This window comes from Leptospira meyeri (genome assembly GCF_004368965.1).
In the GTDB taxonomy this organism is placed as follows: Bacteria; Spirochaetota; Leptospiria; order Leptospirales; family Leptospiraceae; genus Leptospira_A; species Leptospira_A meyeri.
In genome coordinates this window covers 2755279-2774304 of sequence record NZ_SORO01000001.1, presented here as the reverse complement: position 1 = coordinate 2774304, position 19026 = coordinate 2755279, and the positions used below count along the sequence as shown (strand labels likewise).

Annotated in this window: 19 protein-coding genes; 15 read left to right on the top strand and 4 right to left on the bottom strand. The window is 37.1% G+C overall.

All coding sequences use genetic code 11. The annotated features are described in order from the left end of the window. Positions 1–66: 66 nt before the first annotated feature. The gene (locus tag CLV96_RS13095) at positions 67–654 is read left to right on the top strand and encodes a DUF6272 family protein (RefSeq protein WP_004786409.1); all 588 of its coding nucleotides are present in this window, start codon (positions 67–69) and stop codon (positions 652–654) included. Here CLV96_RS13095 and CLV96_RS13090 read toward each other — a convergent pair. Continuing rightward, on the bottom strand, positions 629–1300 hold the full coding sequence (locus CLV96_RS13090) for a TetR/AcrR family transcriptional regulator (protein WP_004786057.1): 672 nt from the start codon (positions 1298–1300) through the stop codon (positions 629–631). The genes CLV96_RS13095 and CLV96_RS13090 overlap by 26 nt on opposite strands. Positions 1301–1369: 69 nt before the next feature. Here CLV96_RS13090 and CLV96_RS13085 point away from each other — a divergent pair, with 69 nt between their 5' ends. Then, positions 1370–2293 carry a hypothetical protein gene (locus CLV96_RS13085; protein ID WP_040917147.1) on the top strand — a complete coding sequence of 308 codons (924 nt, stop codon included), beginning with the start codon at positions 1370–1372 and terminating at the stop codon, positions 2291–2293. Next, positions 2290–2727 (top strand): ABA4-like family protein, encoded by a 438-nt coding sequence (locus tag CLV96_RS13080; RefSeq protein ID WP_004787719.1) that lies wholly within the window; start codon positions 2290–2292, stop codon positions 2725–2727. Before CLV96_RS13085 ends, CLV96_RS13080 begins: the two co-directional genes overlap by 4 nt. Here CLV96_RS13080 and CLV96_RS13075 read toward each other — a convergent pair. Further along, complete coding sequence (locus CLV96_RS13075; protein WP_004787010.1) at positions 2724–4364, bottom strand: ankyrin repeat domain-containing protein; 1641 nt, start codon at positions 4362–4364, stop codon at positions 2724–2726. The two genes, CLV96_RS13080 and CLV96_RS13075, sit on opposite strands and share 4 nt — an antisense overlap. A gap of 86 nt (positions 4365–4450) precedes the next feature. On the opposite strand from CLV96_RS13075, the gene CLV96_RS13070 reads away from it, so the two are divergent. From CLV96_RS13070 to CLV96_RS13040, 7 genes are read left to right on the top strand one after another with little or no spacing between them, the layout of a single operon-like run. Continuing rightward, positions 4451–5278, top strand: a complete 828-nt coding sequence (locus tag CLV96_RS13070) for a hypothetical protein (RefSeq protein ID WP_004786800.1) — start codon at positions 4451–4453, stop codon at positions 5276–5278. Between the two features lie 57 nt (positions 5279–5335). Continuing rightward, positions 5336–6358 carry a zinc-dependent alcohol dehydrogenase gene (locus CLV96_RS13065; RefSeq protein WP_004785934.1) on the top strand — a complete coding sequence of 341 codons (1023 nt, stop codon included), beginning with the start codon at positions 5336–5338 and terminating at the stop codon, positions 6356–6358. Positions 6359–6374: 16 nt separating this feature from the next. Beyond that, positions 6375–7211: a DUF4846 domain-containing protein gene (locus CLV96_RS13060; RefSeq protein WP_004784436.1), complete on the top strand. Its 837-nt coding sequence runs from the start codon at positions 6375–6377 to the stop codon at positions 7209–7211. Continuing rightward, entirely contained in the window at positions 7208–8350 is a 1143-nt protein-coding gene (locus tag CLV96_RS13055) for a hypothetical protein (RefSeq protein WP_004787500.1), read from the top strand. Before CLV96_RS13060 ends, CLV96_RS13055 begins: the two co-directional genes overlap by 4 nt. After that, positions 8337–8927, top strand: coding sequence for an LOG family protein (locus tag CLV96_RS13050; RefSeq protein WP_004786359.1), 591 nt, complete (start codon positions 8337–8339; stop codon positions 8925–8927). The genes CLV96_RS13055 and CLV96_RS13050 overlap by 14 nt, the downstream gene beginning before the upstream one ends. Before the next feature lie 32 nt (positions 8928–8959). Next, positions 8960–9772 (top strand): hypothetical protein, encoded by an 813-nt coding sequence (locus CLV96_RS13045; RefSeq protein WP_004785335.1) that lies wholly within the window; start codon positions 8960–8962, stop codon positions 9770–9772. A 54-nt stretch (positions 9773–9826) separates the two neighbouring features. Next, a complete protein-coding gene (locus CLV96_RS13040) occupies positions 9827–11002 on the top strand; it encodes an MFS transporter (protein WP_040917150.1) in 1176 nt (391 codons plus the stop codon). Between the two features lie 190 nt (positions 11003–11192). Here the strand turns inward: CLV96_RS13040 and CLV96_RS13035 are convergent, their stop codons facing one another. Both CLV96_RS13035 and CLV96_RS13030 read right to left on the bottom strand, forming a co-directional pair. Further along, on the bottom strand, positions 11193–11885 hold the full coding sequence (locus tag CLV96_RS13035; protein WP_134151981.1) for a hypothetical protein: 693 nt from the start codon (positions 11883–11885) through the stop codon (positions 11193–11195). Positions 11886–11926: 41 nt separating this feature from the next. Then, positions 11927–12640 carry a YqjF family protein gene (locus CLV96_RS13030; RefSeq protein WP_004786419.1) on the bottom strand — a complete coding sequence of 238 codons (714 nt, stop codon included), beginning with the start codon at positions 12638–12640 and terminating at the stop codon, positions 11927–11929. Positions 12641–13187: 547 nt separating this feature from the next. Between CLV96_RS13030 and CLV96_RS13025 the strand changes: the two genes are divergently transcribed. The 5 genes from CLV96_RS13025 (at position 13188) to rodA (ending at position 19022) form a co-directional block, all read left to right on the top strand. Then, on the top strand, positions 13188–13814 hold the full coding sequence (locus tag CLV96_RS13025; protein WP_004785359.1) for a hypothetical protein: 627 nt from the start codon (positions 13188–13190) through the stop codon (positions 13812–13814). 66 nt (positions 13815–13880) lie between these two features. Beyond that, the gene (gene mreC / locus CLV96_RS13020) at positions 13881–15062 is read left to right on the top strand and encodes a rod shape-determining protein MreC (protein ID WP_040917152.1); all 1182 of its coding nucleotides are present in this window, start codon (positions 13881–13883) and stop codon (positions 15060–15062) included. Continuing rightward, positions 15059–15574 carry a rod shape-determining protein MreD gene (gene mreD, locus CLV96_RS13015; RefSeq protein WP_004785386.1) on the top strand — a complete coding sequence of 172 codons (516 nt, stop codon included), beginning with the start codon at positions 15059–15061 and terminating at the stop codon, positions 15572–15574. The genes mreC and mreD overlap by 4 nt, the downstream gene beginning before the upstream one ends. Next, positions 15571–17508 carry a penicillin-binding protein 2 gene (gene mrdA, locus CLV96_RS13010; protein ID WP_004784163.1) on the top strand — a complete coding sequence of 646 codons (1938 nt, stop codon included), beginning with the start codon at positions 15571–15573 and terminating at the stop codon, positions 17506–17508. Before mreD ends, mrdA begins: the two co-directional genes overlap by 4 nt. Further along, on the top strand, positions 17508–19022 hold the full coding sequence (rodA, locus tag CLV96_RS13005; RefSeq protein WP_004787696.1) for a rod shape-determining protein RodA: 1515 nt from the start codon (positions 17508–17510) through the stop codon (positions 19020–19022). The genes mrdA and rodA overlap by 1 nt, the downstream gene beginning before the upstream one ends. Positions 19023–19026: the final 4 nt, after the last annotated feature.

The window sequence follows — 19026 nt, the reverse complement described above, 5'->3', positions numbered from 1 at the left end:
AACGTTCAGAAAAAGCGCTTGCGGCTTTTAAATAAATAGGCTAAATTCCATAGTTGAACTAAGACTATGCGAAAATACGGCAATTTTAAGTTTGCAAATCAAATCAACAGCCAAGAGCACAATTCCAAATTTCAAATCCATTTAAAACCTTTGGATTTAATGCGCTATTGGCGACGTATTGGAATCCTTTCTGATTTTATTGGATATTTTTACGGATTCTCCTTTTTACCCAATGTTCCTAGCGAATCCATAGATATGAAAAATTCAGAGGTCGTTAATTCTATCTCTACAGTATTCAATGAACTATTAGAAAATGCTGCAAAATATTCTTACGACAAAAAAGCCGATATTGAAATTTCCCTTTTCCATAGAGGTAAAACTTTTGAAATGTATGTTCGTAACAAAACCAACGAATCAAATGTTTTAGCTTATGAAGCAAGTTTAGAAGAAATTTTTTCTGCAAAAGACTTAGAACGTTTGTATATTGAAAAATTAGAAACAAATGAAAAAGATCGCCAACGTTCTGGTATTGGTCTAATTTTGGTCTTAAAAGATTATCCAGTTGAGATGGAAGTTAGTTTCGAATCAGAAGGTAAAGAAGCAATCATCACAAGTCGGGTCATCTACTTTACAGACGGGTTCCCTCAATCATAATCTCTAAAATTTGATTCACTTCTTTGCGAAAAGATTCCTCTTCCTCTTTGGATTTGATTTGTTTCCACTTACGTTCATTCAACACGGCAAATCCATGAACCCCACTCCAAAAACTCATCATCAAAGTATCCGTAGGTACAGAATTTTTTAATTTCAAAGACTTTTGGCCATACTCCACAATTTTGAACATTCCCAAATAAGCAAGTTTCCCATATTCTCTCAAATCATCCGAAAGGGGATCTCCTGAAACATAAATCTCACCACCAAACATAAGTTCTGTCCTTCTTGGATTTTTAAGCAGAAGAGAAATATATTCCACTCCGGCCATTTTGACTTTTTCCAACGGATCTTCTGAATGGTTCCAAGCTCTTTCCATTGCTTCGGTTAATTCCCGAAAACCTTCTGTGACAAGTGCCTGAAGGAGATCCATTTTTTTGGGAAAATGGCGGTAGGGGGCTGTATGACTGACTCCTAGATCATTCGCAATATCTCTCAAACTCAAAGAAGAGACTCCAGTGTTCTCTAATACCTTTTTGGAATGTTCCAATACCATTTCTCTGAGATTTCCATGGTGGTACCCACTCGATTTGGCGGAACTGGAGGGATTTTGCTTCTGGAGGATTTGTTTTTTTTTGGCACGTTTCATATAAAAATGTTTACAGTGTATACTTTTAATGTTGACAGAGTCTACATGGATATATACACTGTAAACATTATGAAATTCGATGACTACAGAAAACAACCACTTTTTTGGAATGGAATCGCTATGGCAGTACTCACTGTTGCCATCCTTCCCCTCTTATTTTTGGACACAAGAACCCTTTTGGGTGCGAATGTCTGGATCAAACCACTAAAATTTTCTCTCTCGCTGGGATTGTATTCTTTTACCACGATTTGGGTTTTAGTTAGATTTCTAAAAGATTGGAAATACAACGGCAAGATTCAAATTGTTTTAACCATCACAGCTCTGATCGAAATTGTTCTAATCACCTTACAAGCATCACGTGGAGAGATGAGTCATTTCAATGTTACAAATACCTGGAACCAAGTTGTTTATTCTGTTATGGGTACTAGTATATCCATCTTTTGGGTTTTTCATCTTTGGATTTGTTACCAAATTTTTCGAAAACAATCTATACCTAAGGCTGTGAAAGAAAGTTTAGTTTGGGGACTAACCATTGCCGGGTTTGGAATGATCATTGGATTTTTTATGACTTCACCTCGCCCCGATCAACTTGAAGCGATGAAACAAGGAATTTTTCAAACAAGTGGTTCTCATAACTTCGGCACAGGTATTACAGGTGGTTCATTATTTTTCCTTGGTTGGGATAAAAAACTGGGGGATATGAGAGTTCCACATTTTTTTGGATTGCACGTGATGCAAATCTTCGTATTTCTCTCTGCGTATTTACTTGGAAAAACAAATTCTAATCAAGACCAAGTATTCGTCCGGCTCACAGGCGTTTCATTCTTAGTCATGAATGTAGTAATGGTCATCCAAACATTAAACGGAGAATCAGTCTTTTATTTAAATCCTTTGTATACGAGTATTTACGGATTTTGTATTTTGATGATTTCCGTTTGTTGTTTCAAATTGTGTTCCCAGTCCAATGAATTTCACAAGGAAGTAATTGTATGAACCCTTCCATCATTTTTAAAATTGCAAATGGAATCACACTTCTTTCATGGCTTGTATTAATCCTTTCACCAAATCAAACAAAGGTGATTCGCCCTTTACGAGTTTTTGTTTCTGGACTTGTTTTGGGTGGGGTTTATATATTTTCAATCCTAATTGGTAGTGGAGAAGCGGAAGGGAATTTTTCTAATTTGGAATCGGTCCGATCCTTATTTGCCAATGACTACTTTTTACTGGCAGGTTGGATCCACTACCTTGCCTTTGATCTGTTTTTAGGAACCTGGGAAGTGGAGGACGGATTACAAGTTGGAATCAACCGATGGATTCTTGTTCCCATTTTGGCTCTAACTTTTTACTTCGGGCCGGCTGGATTTGTTTCGTATTTGATTCTACGCGCAGTCAATAGTTTGTTCATTAGAAACAAAAAGACAACCTAACCACCGTAAACATCTAAGAGAGAAAGAACTCTTTGGCATCTGTTCTTTTTCTCTTCATCACCTTCCAATTCAGCAATTTCCAAATTTTCAAAAGCAAGATCCCTTCCTGTTTTTTCATCCAAAGTTTTTGCATTGGATTTGGCTCCAGATTCCAATAACAATGCAAGAACAGCAGAATTCCCAAATTTGCAAGCTTCGTGAAGGGCCGTACTACCGCTGTTATCTGCAGTATGAATATCTATACCGGCATTGATTAATCTTTTAGCCAAACTTGGTTCTCCAAAAACAGAACACCAATGCAAAGGAGTCATCCCATTGACAGATTGAAGATTTACTTTTGCTCCCCTTCGAATCAGTTCATCCATTAGAGCAGTTTTTTCTTGCAATCGGAGTGTACTATCTTGGCACAATTTAAAAATTGCAGTTTCTCCATTGGCATCCAATTGATTTGGGTCTGCACCTCTCTCCAAAAGTCGCATACAGGATTTGTATTTAGCTCGGACAAAAGACTCTTGTAAAAGAGAAAAACCCAAAGGATTTCGAATCGGATCATTTATGACATAGTCAAGAGAACCTACTGTCCGAACAAATGAATCCAAAAGATAAATATCATCTGAATCTAACCAATCCAAAGTTTTATCATCATTTTTTGATTCTAAACTAGAACCCAAATTAATTTCATAACCGTCCGGAAACTTATGTTTGAGAAGCGGTATAAATAATGGTTCTCCTTCAGAATGACAGACAACATCATGAATGAGCCGCCAATGTTTTGGCGTTGGTACAACTTGGTTGGAAAGAAGAAAAATCAATGTTTCATTTAGTTTTTTCTGTGTTAGCTGAAATACAACCTGTAAGTTCCCTTCTTTAAAATGAACTTCCGAAATTGTAGATTGGCTTTCTGGCCAATGGTACATAACCAAAGTTAAAAGTTCATCCTTATCTTGTTGTTCCAAAAGAAAAAAAGATTCTTGAAGTAACAAAATATTGCCTGACAATGCATAGATTTTTGTAGCAAGTTCATTAGAAATAAAATCTGGGAGTTTTTTATCCGAATCTCCGTGTTCATCAAATTGAATTTTGTAGATATGAGTTGCGGTAAAACTTCCATGTAACAAGGTATTCCACTCATCTGCAATGGCTAAATACAATTTTCCAGAGACAGAATGGTCATTTAAAATATCCACTGTGATTGAAAGTCTTACTGGTGAAACATTAACATTCTGATTGATAATTACGTTTAATGCTTTAGATGGAGAATCTGTTGTTATATCGAAAATAAAATTCTTTAATCGGATGATTTCAGGTAATCCCGAAATAGAAATACGCAAATCGTTTTCATTTCCATCCTCATCTTTTAGAAAAACAAGTTCTTCGTTTGACCAGTCCGAAATAAAATCAGTGGTGTATCTACCAAAAATTTGGCCTTGGAGTTTATGATCCGGGATAAAATCCTTAAAATTCAAATCATATAACACGAGTGAGTCGGAAGATTGCAAAGGAACGTCCTTGCGGTAATCAAAATGATTCCAGGCAGAACATTTTTTACAGCGATATTTTCCTTTTTTACCTTCCAATTTGGAAGTTGAAACAGAATGACCGCTAAAACAATTAGAACAGGATAAAATCGTTTTCATATTTCGCTTGTTCCGATTAATAAAACAGGAGAGTTTTGACGGATCAATCGAAAATTCAAATCTTCTAACCATTCAGGCAGGAATTCATGAGGCAAAATCAATATTTAGTCATTGGAGGTTCCGGAGAGGCGGGCCAAAGTGCCATCACTTGCCTAAAAGAAAAGGATCCATCTTCCTATATCGTAACATCGACTACAACAAATGAACCTGTGTCGAATGCCGATCTTACTTTATTCGGTAAATCAGCTACGCCAGGACTTTCCAAAAAAATCCAAGAGGATCTTCAAAATCATAACATTCCGCCCAATTTTAAAGCCATCATTTATACACCAGCTCTCGGTGAGGTAGGGTTTCCCATCATTGAAAGTACACCCAATCAAATAGAAGATACTTTAGGAATCAGCTTTTATCCCCTTGTGGAGTTGGAACAAACTTTCAATCCAGACCTTACAGTTGCTTATTCCGCATTTTATTGGTTGAGTCATACGTTGTCTTTTTATGGTTCAATGGGAATTGCCAAATACAAGGGAGACCTTTGGGCATTAGAAAATCCCCAAAAAAGAAAAATAGTAAGAGCAGGAACCTTTTTCTCAAAAAGTGTTCGAGGGATCTCGATTGTCCTCCAACGTACAATGAAAAAAACCAATAATCCCGACCTTCTAACATTAAAAAGTCGATATGAAAACTCAGATCAAAAGTTTATGGACTTTTTTCTTTCTTATGCTTGGGAACATGAAAAGGAAGCCTTTCAAAAACAATTCGAAACACCATATCGCCCAACAGAACGGGAAGATTTGGGGCGCGGTTTAGCCTTGGCCTTGGATTCTACAGAACCAATTGTTACTGTTCTCGGAGATTGGACTTGGAAAGAAACTGAACTGCCCCAGGTTCCCAGTTGGCTCAAACAATTCTAGTTGTAACTTTTGATCCATGTTCTTTAAGTAGACCAATTGGTATACGAGGGGTGTTTTATGCGTCGATTGATGTTTCGTAAAAAAGGTATCTTAGAATGGGAAGAGACCCAACCACCCGTAATCACAAGTGAAAACCAAGTCATTTTGGAACCCATTGCCATTGCCCGTTGTGATTTGGATTTACCCATCCTTCGGGGAGAAACTTTATTTCGTGCACCGTTTCCTGTGGGACATGAGTTTATTGGCAAAATCAAATCGGTCTCAGAAGACCTAACCAATTTATATTCAGAGGGTATGATTGTAGCAAGTACCTTTCAAATTTCTTGTGGAACCTGCCCCGCTTGTCTGATTCATCATTCCAATTCCTGCGAATCTGTACCTTACACTTCTGGGTATGGAATGCCACCGGGTGCTCATTCCTTTGGTGGAGCCATTGCAGATGAAATCAAAATTCCTTTCGCCAAACAAATGCTACTTGAGATTGATAAAAAAATCAATCCCGTAGGAATTGCAAGCCTTAGTGATAATATTGCCGAAGTTTGGAAACTTGCAGGAAGGTTTTTAAACCAAAAAAAAAATCCAAAAGTTTTGGTAGTAGGAGGTCACGCAGGAAGTATTGGACTTTACACAGCCTTATTTCTCCACCAAACAAAGAAAGCTGAAGTGATCTATGTTGATACAAATCCAACACGAGTTCAATTAGCGGAATCTTTAGGAATTCCTGTAGAACATTTTGTCCAATTTCCAAAACCAACTAAAAAGTATGATTTGGTCTGTGACGCATCAGCAAATAAACTTGGTTGGGATTTTGCCGTTCGTTCCCTAGGACGAAATGCCATCTTTAGCTCTGCTTCTATCTTTTGGACCAACCAATGGGAAATTCCTTATTTAGAAATGTACAACCAAGGTGTAGAAATTCATTTGGGAAGAGTCGAATCTAAAGATTCCATGGAGGCGTTGTATCCGTTCATACTTTCTGGTGAATTTACTCCAGAAAAAATTGTTACAAACCAAGTTTCCTTTCATGATGCCAAGGATGCTTGGTTAGAAGAGTCTATCAAACTTGTGATTACAAAATGAAATAAGCCTAATCAATATGAAAACATACATTTCTTTTTTTATCAAAAATCAAATTCCAAATCGTAGATTTTCGGTTTGGGTTGTTTTTATCATTATCTTTGTTGTGGTCCCAAATTTATTTGCTGATTCCATTCAAGAACGTTTTCCGGCTCCAAAGGAATTCCAAAGAGTCAATTATCCTAAAGATAGTTTTGCACATTTTTTACAAAGTTATCCTTTAAAACCGAAAGGAAGTCCAGTTCATCTCTTTGATGGAAGAACTAAGACTAACGAGGTCCATGTTGCAGTTTTAGATTTTCCACTTCTCAAAGTCGACTTAATCCAATGTGCAGATGCAGTGATGAAATTACGAGCCGAGTATTTTTATGCCTTCAAACAGTATGAAAAAATCCATTTTAAAATCAGCAATGGGATGAATGTTGATTTTTTAAAATTTGCCAAAGGAGAAAGAGTGCAAGTCAATGGGAACAAAACCCAATGGAAAAAAGGAAAATTCAAAAGAGGCACAGGTCGTGATGTTTTTGAAGAGTATTTACGATTTATTTATACTTATGCCGGAACCATTTCCTTAAAATCAGAATTAAAGAAAAAACAAATTGCTGATTTAAAACCAGGAGACGTTTGGATTGAAGCCGGTTCCCCTGGTCATGTGATTTTAATCGTTGACCAAGTAACAGGAAAAGGTGGACAAACTTTATTTCTTCTGGCACAAAGTTATATGCCTTCCCAAGAGATGCATATTCTAAAGTCAGAAGGTAAATTTTCACCTTGGTTTGAAATTCCTCAAAACCAAACCTTCCCTACTCCAGAATGGGAATTCCCAACAAAAGAAATTTATGGATTTGTAAAATGAAAAATTGGTTTATTAGTCTTATATTTTTAACAAGCACAAGCCTCTTTCCTGAGAGTTATGAGGAAGACGTTATTCATTCTATTGAGTCAATTCGTACAATCAGAACATCCGAAGACAAAACTGAAATTGAAAATTTTAATTCGCTAATGGATTCCAACTGGAAAAAATTTTCTGAAAAAAAATCCACCTCACTACCGATTATCCGAACAAAACTAAAAAATGAATTATCTTCTAAATCACCAAACCAAATGATCTTGCTCGATTTAAGTTGGTATTTAGCACTATCAAATCCAGAAAAGGAAGAAATTGATCTCATAGAAAAGGCATATGAAACAATAGATTTTCAAAGTCCAATTATCATACAAAACACACAACAGTACTTTCGTTTGGCATTATTCTTAAGCGAAAAAAAAATTCCAAATTTTTTATACTCAATTGATAAAAGATTTTTACAAAATGAAACTAAATCTTTTTTTATTCCGCAACATGTGACCATGGTGGATGCACACGCACAAAGAACGCATCTTTATGGAGTTTATGGTGACCAGAGTGTTCCGCATTTACTGAAAATGCTCAAAACGGAGACGGACGCAAAACTTAGACAATCGATAACAAGCATCTTAAGAAGGATTTGTACACCAGATTGCGCTAACGATATCTATACAATGTTAGAAACGGAGAATGACCATCTCACCTTTGTGAACGAAACTTACATTTTGCTTGATAATGTTGGTCCCATTGGAAAAGAACTGTATCTAAAGCTAAAGCCGAAGTCTCTTTCCAAAGAAACTGAGAATTATTTTTTTAGTGAACAAAATTATGTAAAAAACCAAAGTTATGATTTTTTTATTGGAAAATTAAAAAAGAAATATGGTGAAAGTTCCAATGATTTTTCTGATTCCAAACTGATGACTGAAATAGAAAAAATGATACAAAATAAAGGTGAGTCTCACACAATTCATCCGTTGGATTTTTTTTCAAATTCGATTGATAAACAAATTTTGATTAATAAACTTATCGAAGCTCGTCGAAAGTGTTTTTTAAGAATCAACCATCACGGAATGCAAGACATTGATATTAACAATTTTATCCTAAATACACTTTACTATAAAGAACAAATACCCAATGAATCAAATTAAAAACATTGCCGTATACTGCGGTTCTGCACCCGGGTTTGATCCAAACTTTATGACCGCCGCATATGAATTAGGTGAATACCTAGCAAATCAACAAATTGGTCTGGTCTATGGCGGAGCCAGTGTCGGTCTGATGGGGGCTGTGGCCAATGGCTGTTTATCAAAAAACGGATCGGTTACCGGAATACTTCCCAAATTTTTAAAAAAGAAAGAAATTGAGCATAGTGGATTAGGCAATCTAATTCTTGTAGACAGTATGCACGAAAGAAAACGCAAAATGTTTGATTTGTCGGACGCCTTTGTTGTGTTACCGGGCGGATTCGGAACCATGGAGGAGTTTTTTGAAGTGATCACATGGTCTCAATTAGGTTTACATTACAAACCCGTTGTTTTATTGAATTGGAATGGGTTTTATAACCCTCTGGTCCAAATGTTCCAATCCATGGTGGAAGCCGGTTTTTTAAAAAAAGAAAACATGAATCTCGTGCTCATCCTAAGTGAAACGAAAGACATACTCTCTCACTTACAAAACTATTCCCCGTCTACTACAGAGAAATGGTTGTCGGAAGATGCCATCTAATAGAGATTCACTGGCAAGGGTCACAGAAGTCAATGCTCTCTAGGTTGCATACAAATCAGTTTCTAAAATTACTTTCAGTCATTATCATTTTTTCCTTCTCTATTGGATTATCCCCATCCCTTGTCGCCAATCCCGACCAATTTGACGGAGATATCTATTATATCGACACACTCAGTCAAAACCGAAATAGACTACCGCAAAGACCAAATCCAGACCTCCACGTTCCTTCCGTTCCCGCCAAACAAGATATAACGGTATTCTCCAATGCACCCACAGACAAAACTGCTTATCCATATATCCAAACAACGATAAACTTTGTCGAAGGCCATTTGTCCTTAAAGGCTTTTTTATCTGATGGCACGGAAGTCGCATATTCCACAAGAGGTGAACATGTTCGTTACTCAAAATGTTTTGGTGATTTATGTATAATTGTCTCCCAAAAAAATCTGTTAGGTGTGAGTAATACAAGCACAGAATGGGAAAAAGGTCATATCTTTGGGGAAGAACGATACGAAGTGGCAATGGGTCACAAAGCCGCTCTTGTGGCAAGCGATCGCAAACTCTATTTATACAACAGTTATACGAACCGTTGGGAGACCATTAGCCTCGAACAGGAAACCCTTCGGGCATTTGCCAACCTCTATGACAAAGTAACCATCATCACCTCACGCCGTATCCTTGTGATTGATCTTCCCACAGAAATGCAATTCGAACAAAACTTGTTGCTACGACGTATCTCCCAATTCGAATTACGAGATGGATTCATCAATTTTTATGCTGGTGATAAACTTTGGATGTTTCGCCACCAAACGGAAATTTTCGAGGAAGTTGATTTGACAGATTAAGTGACGAGCATAGTTGCCTTAATTCGATACAATCGTAAACTTATAAAATAACACATGAGACTCACCCTACCAATAATAATTGTTGCACAATTTTTATGTACGTCGCTTTGGTTTGCTGGAAACTCGATTATATCCGACTTGGCAAAAGATTTACATCTTGAACAAAACTTTTTAGCTAACCTAACAAGTTCAATACAATTTGGATTCATCATAGGTACTTTAGTATTCGCAATTTTCAATATTTCAGATCGTATTTCTCCATCATTAGTATTTTTTATTTGTTCACTTTTGGCTGGACTTTTTAATCTCGGAATCACAATAAAAACAATCCAACCAATAGAAATTTTTTCCTTCAGGCTGTTGACCGGTTTCTTTCTTGCTGGAATTTATCCTGTAGGAATGAAAATAGCATCCGACTATTTTCAAGCAGACCTTGGAAAATCATTAGGTTTATTAGTTGGTGCATTAGTATTCGGAACTGCCTTTCCTCATTTATTAAAAGCACTATCAATAGGATTTCCCTGGAAGTATGTTTTATATACTACTTCAACTTTATCGTTAGGTGGAGGTCTTATAATTTTGTTTTTCGTTCCTGATGGTCCATATCGTAAAATTGGTCAAAAACTAAAATTTGGAGCTTTTATAAAGAGCTTTAAGAATAAAAATTTCCGCACTGCCTCTTTTGGATATTTCGGGCATATGTGGGAGTTATATGCTTTATGGACATCCATTCCAGTAATCCTCCTATCTTACACAAAACAGTATCAAAATATAAATTTAAACATTCCCTTATTATCGTTTCTTATCATTGGATCGGGTACAATCTCCTGTGTCATTAGCGGAATCATTTCCCACCGTTATGGTGCAAAAAAAATTGCAACCATTTCACTTTTTCTTTCTTGTTTATGTTGTTTGTTATCGCCATTTTTTTTATTATCTGATTCTTTTCTTTTATTTATCTTATTTTTATTCTTTTGGGGACTGGTAGTGATTGCCGATTCTCCTTTGTTTTCCACATTAGTTGCACAAAGTGCACCCGAAGATTCAAAAGGTTCTGCATTGACAATAGTAAATTGTATTGGTTTTTCGATCACAATTGTTAGCATTCAACTCATAAGTTCCTTTTCAGACAAAATAAACTTTCAATATCTTTACTTGCTACTTGCAATAGGCCCAATTCTTGGCCTTTTCGCTTTATTAGGTCGGAACAATGAGGGCGCCTCACTTTGATTTGGCGTTTAAAAAATCCATCGACGCCATGACCGCGCTTTCCGCTCCAATCTTTCCGATTCGATTTGATTACAAAAGTCTTTTCGTTCAGGAAAGGATTTCCGCTCCAATCGCTGGCGCGGGGATTTTAAACAGTAAAGAACACTAGTTACCTAAACAAAGATATTGATTTTTAATCCAAATTCTATACCTATTTAAATCCATTAATGTCATTTAGAACTTCTAAAATATCGACCTTACCTTCTTTGGATTCAATTACAAAAGAGGAAATAAAATTTCTAGATTCTGTTTTTTGAATTTTGACTTTAATTTGATTGGAATCTGAGACGTTAGTATCCTCCTCCTCATTGAAACCTAATTTCAAAAAACCATTCTGCGTTTCCACAGGCTTGACTGTTTCTAAAATAAATGCATCGATTTCCCACGGAGAAATTATAGATTGTTCTTCAAATTTTTTACTTAAAAAATCGCTTTTATATTCAATAAAGAATGTTTGAAAATCGCCCAAAAAATGATCCAACATTAGAATTTCCGATATGACCACTTCTTTATTTTTTGCGTCGAAAATCTTTTGTTCTATTATTTCAGAAGAAACTAATTTTAATTTTTCCAACTCTCTTTTGGTATTTCTTATATTCAAATCAGACGATAGAGCAAATCCAACAAATTCATTTTTAGAAAGGCTATTTTGTTCTTCCTTCGTTTTGTTTTCGTACCAAAGGATTTCCAAGATACCGTTTTTAAAGGCAAACATCCCACTCTGAAAGTATCCATAATTCGTTAGAGGTGTAAGTGTTATTAGTGAAAAATTGTTTTTTAGAAATTGGAATGTCTTTTCGATTTCATTAGAATAGAGAAGGAAATGGTCAAAACTTGATATCATTTTAGGTCTTTTTTAATTTTATCTCAAAGATTGTATCAGATCTAATTTTGATTCCATGCAACCACTTTTACCCCTGGAGAATAATGAAATAAGGAAGGTTGATTGAAATCTATATAGTGATTAAACTTGTTATAGCCTATCTCTATTTTTTTTAAATCGATAACAAACAATTCCCAAGGTTTATGATGAATCTCTAATGGGTTTTGATTTTTTGGGTCATCTTTAAAAAGACAATACCTTTCTGTTAACCATAAATCTATACTTTTAGGACTTTCATTTTTCTTTGTTATTCGAAAGTCAATCTCTAACTTGCTTCGATCTCCAGACAATAAATATAAATTAGGAGTTCTTTTTATCTTGGAATGTTCATAAGGCAAACCAGATAAAATTTTTGCCATAACAGTCGGAATCAACTTTTCCGCTTCAATACTTAAGAAGTATACACCTGGTTTATCTTTATTTCTTACATAGGTCCTTAAATTCACTTCATGAAAATTGGAAAAGTATTGCAAAGGAATTGAGTTTCTCATTTGAACTTGATTCATTGTAAAAGCCACAACTGAAACCCAATAAGTTCCTTCAAAAGAATCCAATTCTAAAAAATCGGGAACAAATCTCCTAAGTATTTCCTCTTCAATCTTATAATGTAAAAAAATAACATCATTCCATTCCTGGTACCAAAACCATTTTTTGTTTGGCATCGCCCAAGGCCTGTGGTCATTGTATGATAGTATATCTTCTATTTCTTTTTTCATTTGATTTATCCGAGAAGTTCGATTGAGACTTCGAATTCAAAAGTTTATTAAACTATAACTTACATATTGTGATTTCCGGTACATATATTATTTCTTTGGATATAACAGCTTCCTTTTAATGAGCTACAAGAAATAATTTTTTCGTTAACATTTTGACATTGAGATTCACATATAAAGAAAGTTAATACAGGATCACAATCCCTTTCTTTTTTTTTAGTTTCTTTTGATTTTCCGAATATCAGTTCCTTTTCATTCTGGCAATTAGAGAATAGAAAGAAAATAATCGCTAGCATCGTTATCAGACTTTCATATTTCATTGTAGTTCCTTAAGTTATTTAATTCGTTTTTCTGTTCTTGCATGAAAATTGATTTTGAAAACAATGTTGAACTTTGATCTCTTGTAAACTTATGAAATAAGTGAGTTCAAAAGAAAACAGGTCGAAAATAATCCTTCAGTGTTTTCAGCTTCCTCCATCTAACATTAAGTTACCTTATCACTTTCCAAAAGATAAAGCACAAAAACGCGCTCCCTTCCGTCTAATCTCTAATGTTTCCAGAAAGACCTGTTTGGATTTGGAAGGGTGATCCGGAATTTGCCATATTACAACTTGTCCTTCTCGTTCTTTTCTTTTATCTTTCCTTTCGTACCAGTGCCTACCTCACACATAGAATGGAACTGATCCGAATGCATGGCAGACGCTTGGACCGGTTGGCATTTCGGGCAGGCTGCAATCGAGAAGAACGAAATCTCCTCCAAGCCTTCTACTCCCAACTGGACAGACGCCACCGCATGTTACTTGCGCACAACCACGCAAAAGAATACCTCCGTCAACATTTGCTTCAGTATGTATCTTCTTTGGATGCAAAAGATTTTCCCGGTTTCCTTTCTTTGGTCGCAAAATTCCTAGGAACGGCAAATGACCCAAGGCCACTATTTGGTCTGCGCGAATTTGCCATTGTCCAATTGGGGACAAAAACTTATTTCGCACAAGTGGTTGATCCAGGCCCCGGAGAAGTCCGACTGAAACTGGGAGTCCAAGGGGTAGCTATACCAAAGATGCCAAACCTGAAGGTCACCGTTTTTCGAAACCCAAAAGGACTCCAAACCATTTGGGGAGAAGCCAGATGGGAGGCCCCGGCCTCACTTTATTTCTTTCCGACCCTCTTGCATTGAAAAATTGACCAAATTCGATTCGCGCTTGAAAGATTCTTTCGAATAAAATTAATGTGACATAAGTCCATGAAGTGGAATCGTATCAATCAAAATGACGAATTGTTTTCCCTACTCTTCGTATTCCTGTTTTCCTTTACTTCCCTAATTTGGAACGGCAACTTCATGGTAAGAGGGATTGCCAGCTTTCAGGGTGTAGGCGACTTTTTTTCTGGGTCTTTTGATTCCTTTGGATCATTGATCAAAAGCAGTTATAACAAACTAGAGTCTTTTGAAAGGGTCAGAGAAGAGCGCGATTCTTGTTTGAACGTCATGGAAGAATACCGTCAACTTTCCAAAGATGTAGAAAGATTGAAGGCTGAAAATGCCATCCTCAGACAAGAGTTAAACTTTCCTCTTCATTTAGATTATCCTACCGTAAGAGCAGAAGTACTGAGTGTTCGTTTGAATGCTATTTACAGAACAATCATCATCAACAAAGGTTCTGAAGAAGGAATCAAACCATATATGCCGGTTGTGGCAAGATCCCTCGATGAAAAAGGCAAATTCACAGAAGCTCTTGTTGGTAAAATCATCGCTGTTTCAAAAGGATCTGCCGTTATCCAACCCATCATCAATTCCAATTTTTCTATGGGAGTTTCCATTCCAGGAACAAACCTATGGGCATCGCTTAACGGAAACAGTGGTCGCGGAACCGATGTTTTGTTAGACTATATTGATTCAGGAATTGTAATCGATCCAAAAGCTATCGGAAATTTTCCGATGGGTCCCAATCCTCCTCCTAATTCAGCAGGCACAATGTTTACCGAAGGATTTAGTAAAATTGGTAAGGCTGTGTTTAGTTCTGGAGGATCAGGAGTTTTTCCACCTGGGATTCCGGTAGGTACCATCATTGAAGAAGGTCCAAGAAACGGGTCATTTAAAACTGCCATCTTACGTCCGTTTGTTGAATTTGATAAACTCTTACATGTTATCGTGTTAAAGAAACAACCAGAAAAATGGCGAGAAGAATGGCCGGCTGAAAAAACAATCCAAATTGACGGCCCATATTTTGGTGAGATTGATTTTCCAAAAGAAAAAGACTATAATAAAAAAGGAAAAGAACCTGAAAAAAGACAGGGAAACTTCCCTTCTACTTTCGGAACGCCTCAATACACAAAACCATCTGTGAATACAAATGTACCTGATTCCACACCAACTGTTCCATCTTCTCCTTCTACACAAGAAGGCCCTAAGGAGGTAACACCATGATTTTAGATAAACTGTTTATCATTATAGGGCTGTTACTTTCCCACTTCTTAAATGGATCCAATTTATTCGAATTAGGAAATGCCATTCGACCAGACTTTATGGTCATCTTTGTTGTCTTTTTTGCTTTAAGGAAAGGTCCGCTCTATGGACTATGGCTTGGATTTTTTGGCGGGCTCCTCACTGACACTTCGTTAGGTGGCGAGATAGGCGGAGACAATATTGTTTATTACAAAATTGGACTCCATTCCTTTTCTTATGCCATCATCGGATACATTGTTGGAAAAGTAATGAGAAGTTCTTATACAGAGAACTATATTTCGATTACGATTTATATTCTAGGATTTACCTTTCTTTCGAGACTCATTACATATCTTTTATTTTTGATGTTCTTTCACTCGAACCAAAGTTATTCCTTTTTGTATGTTTCATTGTACAATGCATTCATTGGACCAGCGTTATTCTTTTTATTCTCTTGGGCATTTCGATTGGATGCAGATGAGGTTAGGCAATGAGCCAGTCGGCGTCTGAGTTTCGATTAGAAGCAAGTTTCCGTAAACGGCTGTATTTTTTTACGGGGATGGTTGTGTTCACTCTCACGGCTTACATCCTTCAATTGTTTAATTTACAAATAGTCCAAGGAAGTGAGAACTCATTAAAGGCAGAGCGTTTTGTCCGAAGGAGTGAATCCATTCCCGCAGACCGAGGGAATATTTTTGATCGTAACTTTCTTACTCCCGAAACAAGCCAACCATTAGTTTCCAACTCCGCTTCTCTAGATGTTATCCTTAACACAAGTTTACTCAAAAACGATCCAAGAAAGGTAAAGGATTTTATATATAAATTCTGTGAAGCCCTTTCGATCCCCATTGTTTATTACGAAAAAGAACTCCAAGACTCACGGATGATCAAAAAAATTCGTTCACGCGAACCCTTTGTTTTATTGGAAGGAATCTCTCGCGAACAACAAGAGAGAATCCTTGTCTTGGATAATATCAATAAATATGTGTATTTGGTTTCTTCACCAGCAAGAGTCTATCATATGGGCCCGGCACTTTCGCATGTCACAGGTTATGTGGGAAAGCCAACAACCAGCGATTTACAAGAAAAAGAAATCAAAACCTACCAACTCATTGGAAAAGGTGGGATCGAATCTCTTTATGACACAACCTTACGTGGCCAAGATGGATTTCGAATCCAAAAAAGAAACACGGAAGGGAATATCGAAGAAGAACGTGTCATCGAACATTCTGTTCCTGGTAACAATTTAATTTTAACCATTGATCGTGATATGCAGATTGCCGCTTATCGTGCATTAAAAGGTGTTCGAGGAACAGTTCTAGCCATCAAAGCAACAACGGGCGAAGTTTTGGCAATGGCATCCAATCCATCTTATGATCCGAATATTCTTTCTGGAAAAAATAAATTAGATCGTTCCAACCACTTCACTCGTGTGACAAACAACGGCGGTTTTTTAAATTTGGCCATACAGTCCAGGTTCCCACCTGCATCCACTTTCAAAACACTAGTGGGTCTTGCCGCGATGGAAAGTGAACATAAAATCAATTATGATCCAAAACAAACATTTTCCTGCCCTGCAAGTTTCACTCTCAAGTCAACTTTCAAAGGTGTTCCTGACCAAGTTTTTTATAACTGGGACAAAAAGAATCACGGAGAACTAAATTTAGCACAAGCATTAGAAAAATCCAACTCTGTATACTTTTATCAGTTGGGTTACAAATTAGGTGCAGAGCCGATTCTCGCCTACTCAAGGTTATTTGGTTTGGATAAAAAAACAGGAATTGACCTTCCTGGAGAGGCAACCGGGTTCATTCCAAGTTCTGATTGGAAAAAAAGAACTTATGGAAACAAGTGGTTTGATGGGGATACGGTCAACCTGTCTATCGGACAGGGATTTATTTCTGTGACTCCGATTGAGATGGCACTTTTTTATATGGCTGTCGTTAATAATGGAAAAATTTATAAACCTTATGTTGTTTCTGAGATCAGAAGCCCTCTCGATAATTCTCTTATCCAAAAGACAGAACCAACAATACTCCGAGATATCCCTCTAAAGAAGTCCACAGTCGAAGCACTGAAAGAAGGATTGTATTTGGTGGGTTACTCTGGAACTGCATCAGGTGTTCTCAACTCACCGACACTTCCAGAAATTGCAGGGAAAACGGGAACTGCCCAAACTAGACGAAGGGGGGCTTCCTCATCTAACCATGCTTGGTTCATCGGATATGCTCCAGTGAATGCTCCTCCCGAAAAACAAATATTAGTTGCTGCGTTCGTAGAATATGGCGTGGGTGGTGCTGCTTCTGCGGCTCCGGCGGCTCGCGAAGTATTCAAGGCAGCTTTCCCACCAGGTTCTTTCCCCAGAACAGATAGGTCCCGGGCCAAAACAATGGAAGAAGAAGCGCCGGTAGAACAAGAGGCATTTTAATGGCAGATCGTAATACAGAAAAACTAGATTTTTTTCTTATCTTCTCTGTTGTCCTTGTGGCAATGGCAGGAGTTCTTACCTTATACACACAAGAAGCAAACACTGCGGATGGACTCGGACGTTGGTACAAACAGTTTACTTTTGTGTTTGTAGGACTTATCTCCATGTGGTTTATGTCAAGGATCAACTACCAATTGATTGGTTCTTATGCTCTCTTTATCTATATCTTCTCAATTGTTTTGCTTGTACTGACTTTAATTCCGGGAATTGGATATCTTCCTTCCGGTCGTGGAGCGCGTTCTTGGCTGAAATTAGGACCCATCACTCTGCAAGCATCCGAGTTTTCTAAATTAGCAACTGTAATCCTTCTCGGTCAATATTTGGTTTTGAAAGAAAAAGAAATGCACAAAATCACTGTGCTTATCATACCATTTATCATTTGTTTGGTGCCAATGCTTTTTATCATTTTACAACCGGACTTTGGAACAGCAGTATCTTTTTTACCAATGTTATTCACCATGTTGTACCTGGGTGGCGCAGATATTTTACATGTTGGATCTTTACTTACCTTCGGTGGAATTTCACTGATGGTTCCCATGTATCTTGCATATTCACAACTAACACTCATCCAACCACTTATTGATTTACTTCGTAAAGATAACAAAGTGGAACTAGTCTCCATCGTAAACCAACTCCAAGGTAAAATTTGGTTAATTTTAGATGGGAAAAAAGTATCTGGACTCACCTTACCTGGAATTGAGAACCCGAAAAACTTACAGATGATCCGAGAAGCCGCCGAAATCGTCAAAGATGAATATGCGAGTGTCGGATATAAAATTTTATCAAACGAAGCTTTTATGTTTGGTCTTGGTGGAACCCTTGCTCTTATCAGTTTGGTGATGATTTTTATTCGCATTGCCCGTGGTTCTAAAAATTTAAGAAATTATTACATCACCATTGGAATTTTAGGACTCTCGATTCTATCTGCGATAGCGGTTCACAAATCCATTCCGTTTCGCGAAAACCAAGTCATTCGTCTCACTGCTTTTTTAAATCCTGACCAATTCAAACAAGGTGCAGGTTACCAACTCCGGGCATCCAAACCCGCTGTAGGTTCAGGAAAGGTTTTTGGGAAAGGGTTATTTCATGGAGAGATGACGGAAGGACGTGTTCCCCATGTTCCAGAATCGGGAACAGATTTTATTTTTGCTTCTTGGGCAGAACAAACAGGATTTTTCGGAAGTGTTCTTCTTTTATTTTTCCTCATGTCGATCCCACTCAGAGGATTACAAATTAGTTTTGAAAGTAAGGACAGGTTTGGATCACTTCTTGCTGCCGGGATTGTGGCCATGATCTTTTTTCATATTGCCATCAACGTGGGGATTGTGATTGGTCTTCTTCCTGTAACAGGTGTTCCGCTCACATTTATGAGTTATGGTGGGTCACATTTGGTGATGGCAATGACGGCCGTTGGAATCATATTATCCATTAAAAAACGTAAGTTTGCAAACTAAGATC

Bases quoted from the DNA above. Each gene is read 5' to 3' on its own strand.
- rodA (WP_004787696.1), top strand. From the start codon at position 17,508: ATGGCAGATCGTAATACAGAAAAACTAGATTTTTTTCTTATCTTCTCT.
- CLV96_RS13075 (WP_004787010.1), bottom strand. From the start codon at position 4,364: ATGAAAACGATTTTATCCTGTTCTAATTGTTTTAGCGGTCATTCTGTT.
- CLV96_RS13055 (WP_004787500.1), top strand. From the start codon at position 7,208: ATGAAAAATTGGTTTATTAGTCTTATATTTTTAACAAGCACAAGCCTC.
- CLV96_RS13085 (WP_040917147.1), top strand. From the start codon at position 1,370: ATGAAATTCGATGACTACAGAAAACAACCACTTTTTTGGAATGGAATC.
- CLV96_RS13060 (WP_004784436.1), top strand. From the start codon at position 6,375: ATGAAAACATACATTTCTTTTTTTATCAAAAATCAAATTCCAAATCGT.
- CLV96_RS13050 (WP_004786359.1), top strand. From the start codon at position 8,337: ATGAATCAAATTAAAAACATTGCCGTATACTGCGGTTCTGCACCCGGG.
- CLV96_RS13090 (WP_004786057.1), bottom strand. From the start codon at position 1,300: ATGAAACGTGCCAAAAAAAAACAAATCCTCCAGAAGCAAAATCCCTCC.
- CLV96_RS13080 (WP_004787719.1), top strand. From the start codon at position 2,290: ATGAACCCTTCCATCATTTTTAAAATTGCAAATGGAATCACACTTCTT.
- mrdA (WP_004784163.1), top strand. From the start codon at position 15,571: ATGAGCCAGTCGGCGTCTGAGTTTCGATTAGAAGCAAGTTTCCGTAAA.
- CLV96_RS13065 (WP_004785934.1), top strand. From the start codon at position 5,336: ATGCGTCGATTGATGTTTCGTAAAAAAGGTATCTTAGAATGGGAAGAG.
- CLV96_RS13070 (WP_004786800.1), top strand. From the start codon at position 4,451: ATGAGGCAAAATCAATATTTAGTCATTGGAGGTTCCGGAGAGGCGGGC.
- CLV96_RS13030 (WP_004786419.1), bottom strand. From the start codon at position 12,640: ATGAAAAAAGAAATAGAAGATATACTATCATACAATGACCACAGGCCT.
- mreD (WP_004785386.1), top strand. From the start codon at position 15,059: ATGATTTTAGATAAACTGTTTATCATTATAGGGCTGTTACTTTCCCAC.
- mreC (WP_040917152.1), top strand. From the start codon at position 13,881: ATGAAGTGGAATCGTATCAATCAAAATGACGAATTGTTTTCCCTACTC.
- CLV96_RS13045 (WP_004785335.1), top strand. From the start codon at position 8,960: ATGCTCTCTAGGTTGCATACAAATCAGTTTCTAAAATTACTTTCAGTC.
- CLV96_RS13025 (WP_004785359.1), top strand. From the start codon at position 13,188: ATGTTTCCAGAAAGACCTGTTTGGATTTGGAAGGGTGATCCGGAATTT.
- CLV96_RS13095 (WP_004786409.1), top strand. From the start codon at position 67: ATGCGAAAATACGGCAATTTTAAGTTTGCAAATCAAATCAACAGCCAA.
- CLV96_RS13035 (WP_134151981.1), bottom strand. From the start codon at position 11,885: ATGATATCAAGTTTTGACCATTTCCTTCTCTATTCTAATGAAATCGAA.
- CLV96_RS13040 (WP_040917150.1), top strand. From the start codon at position 9,827: ATGAGACTCACCCTACCAATAATAATTGTTGCACAATTTTTATGTACG.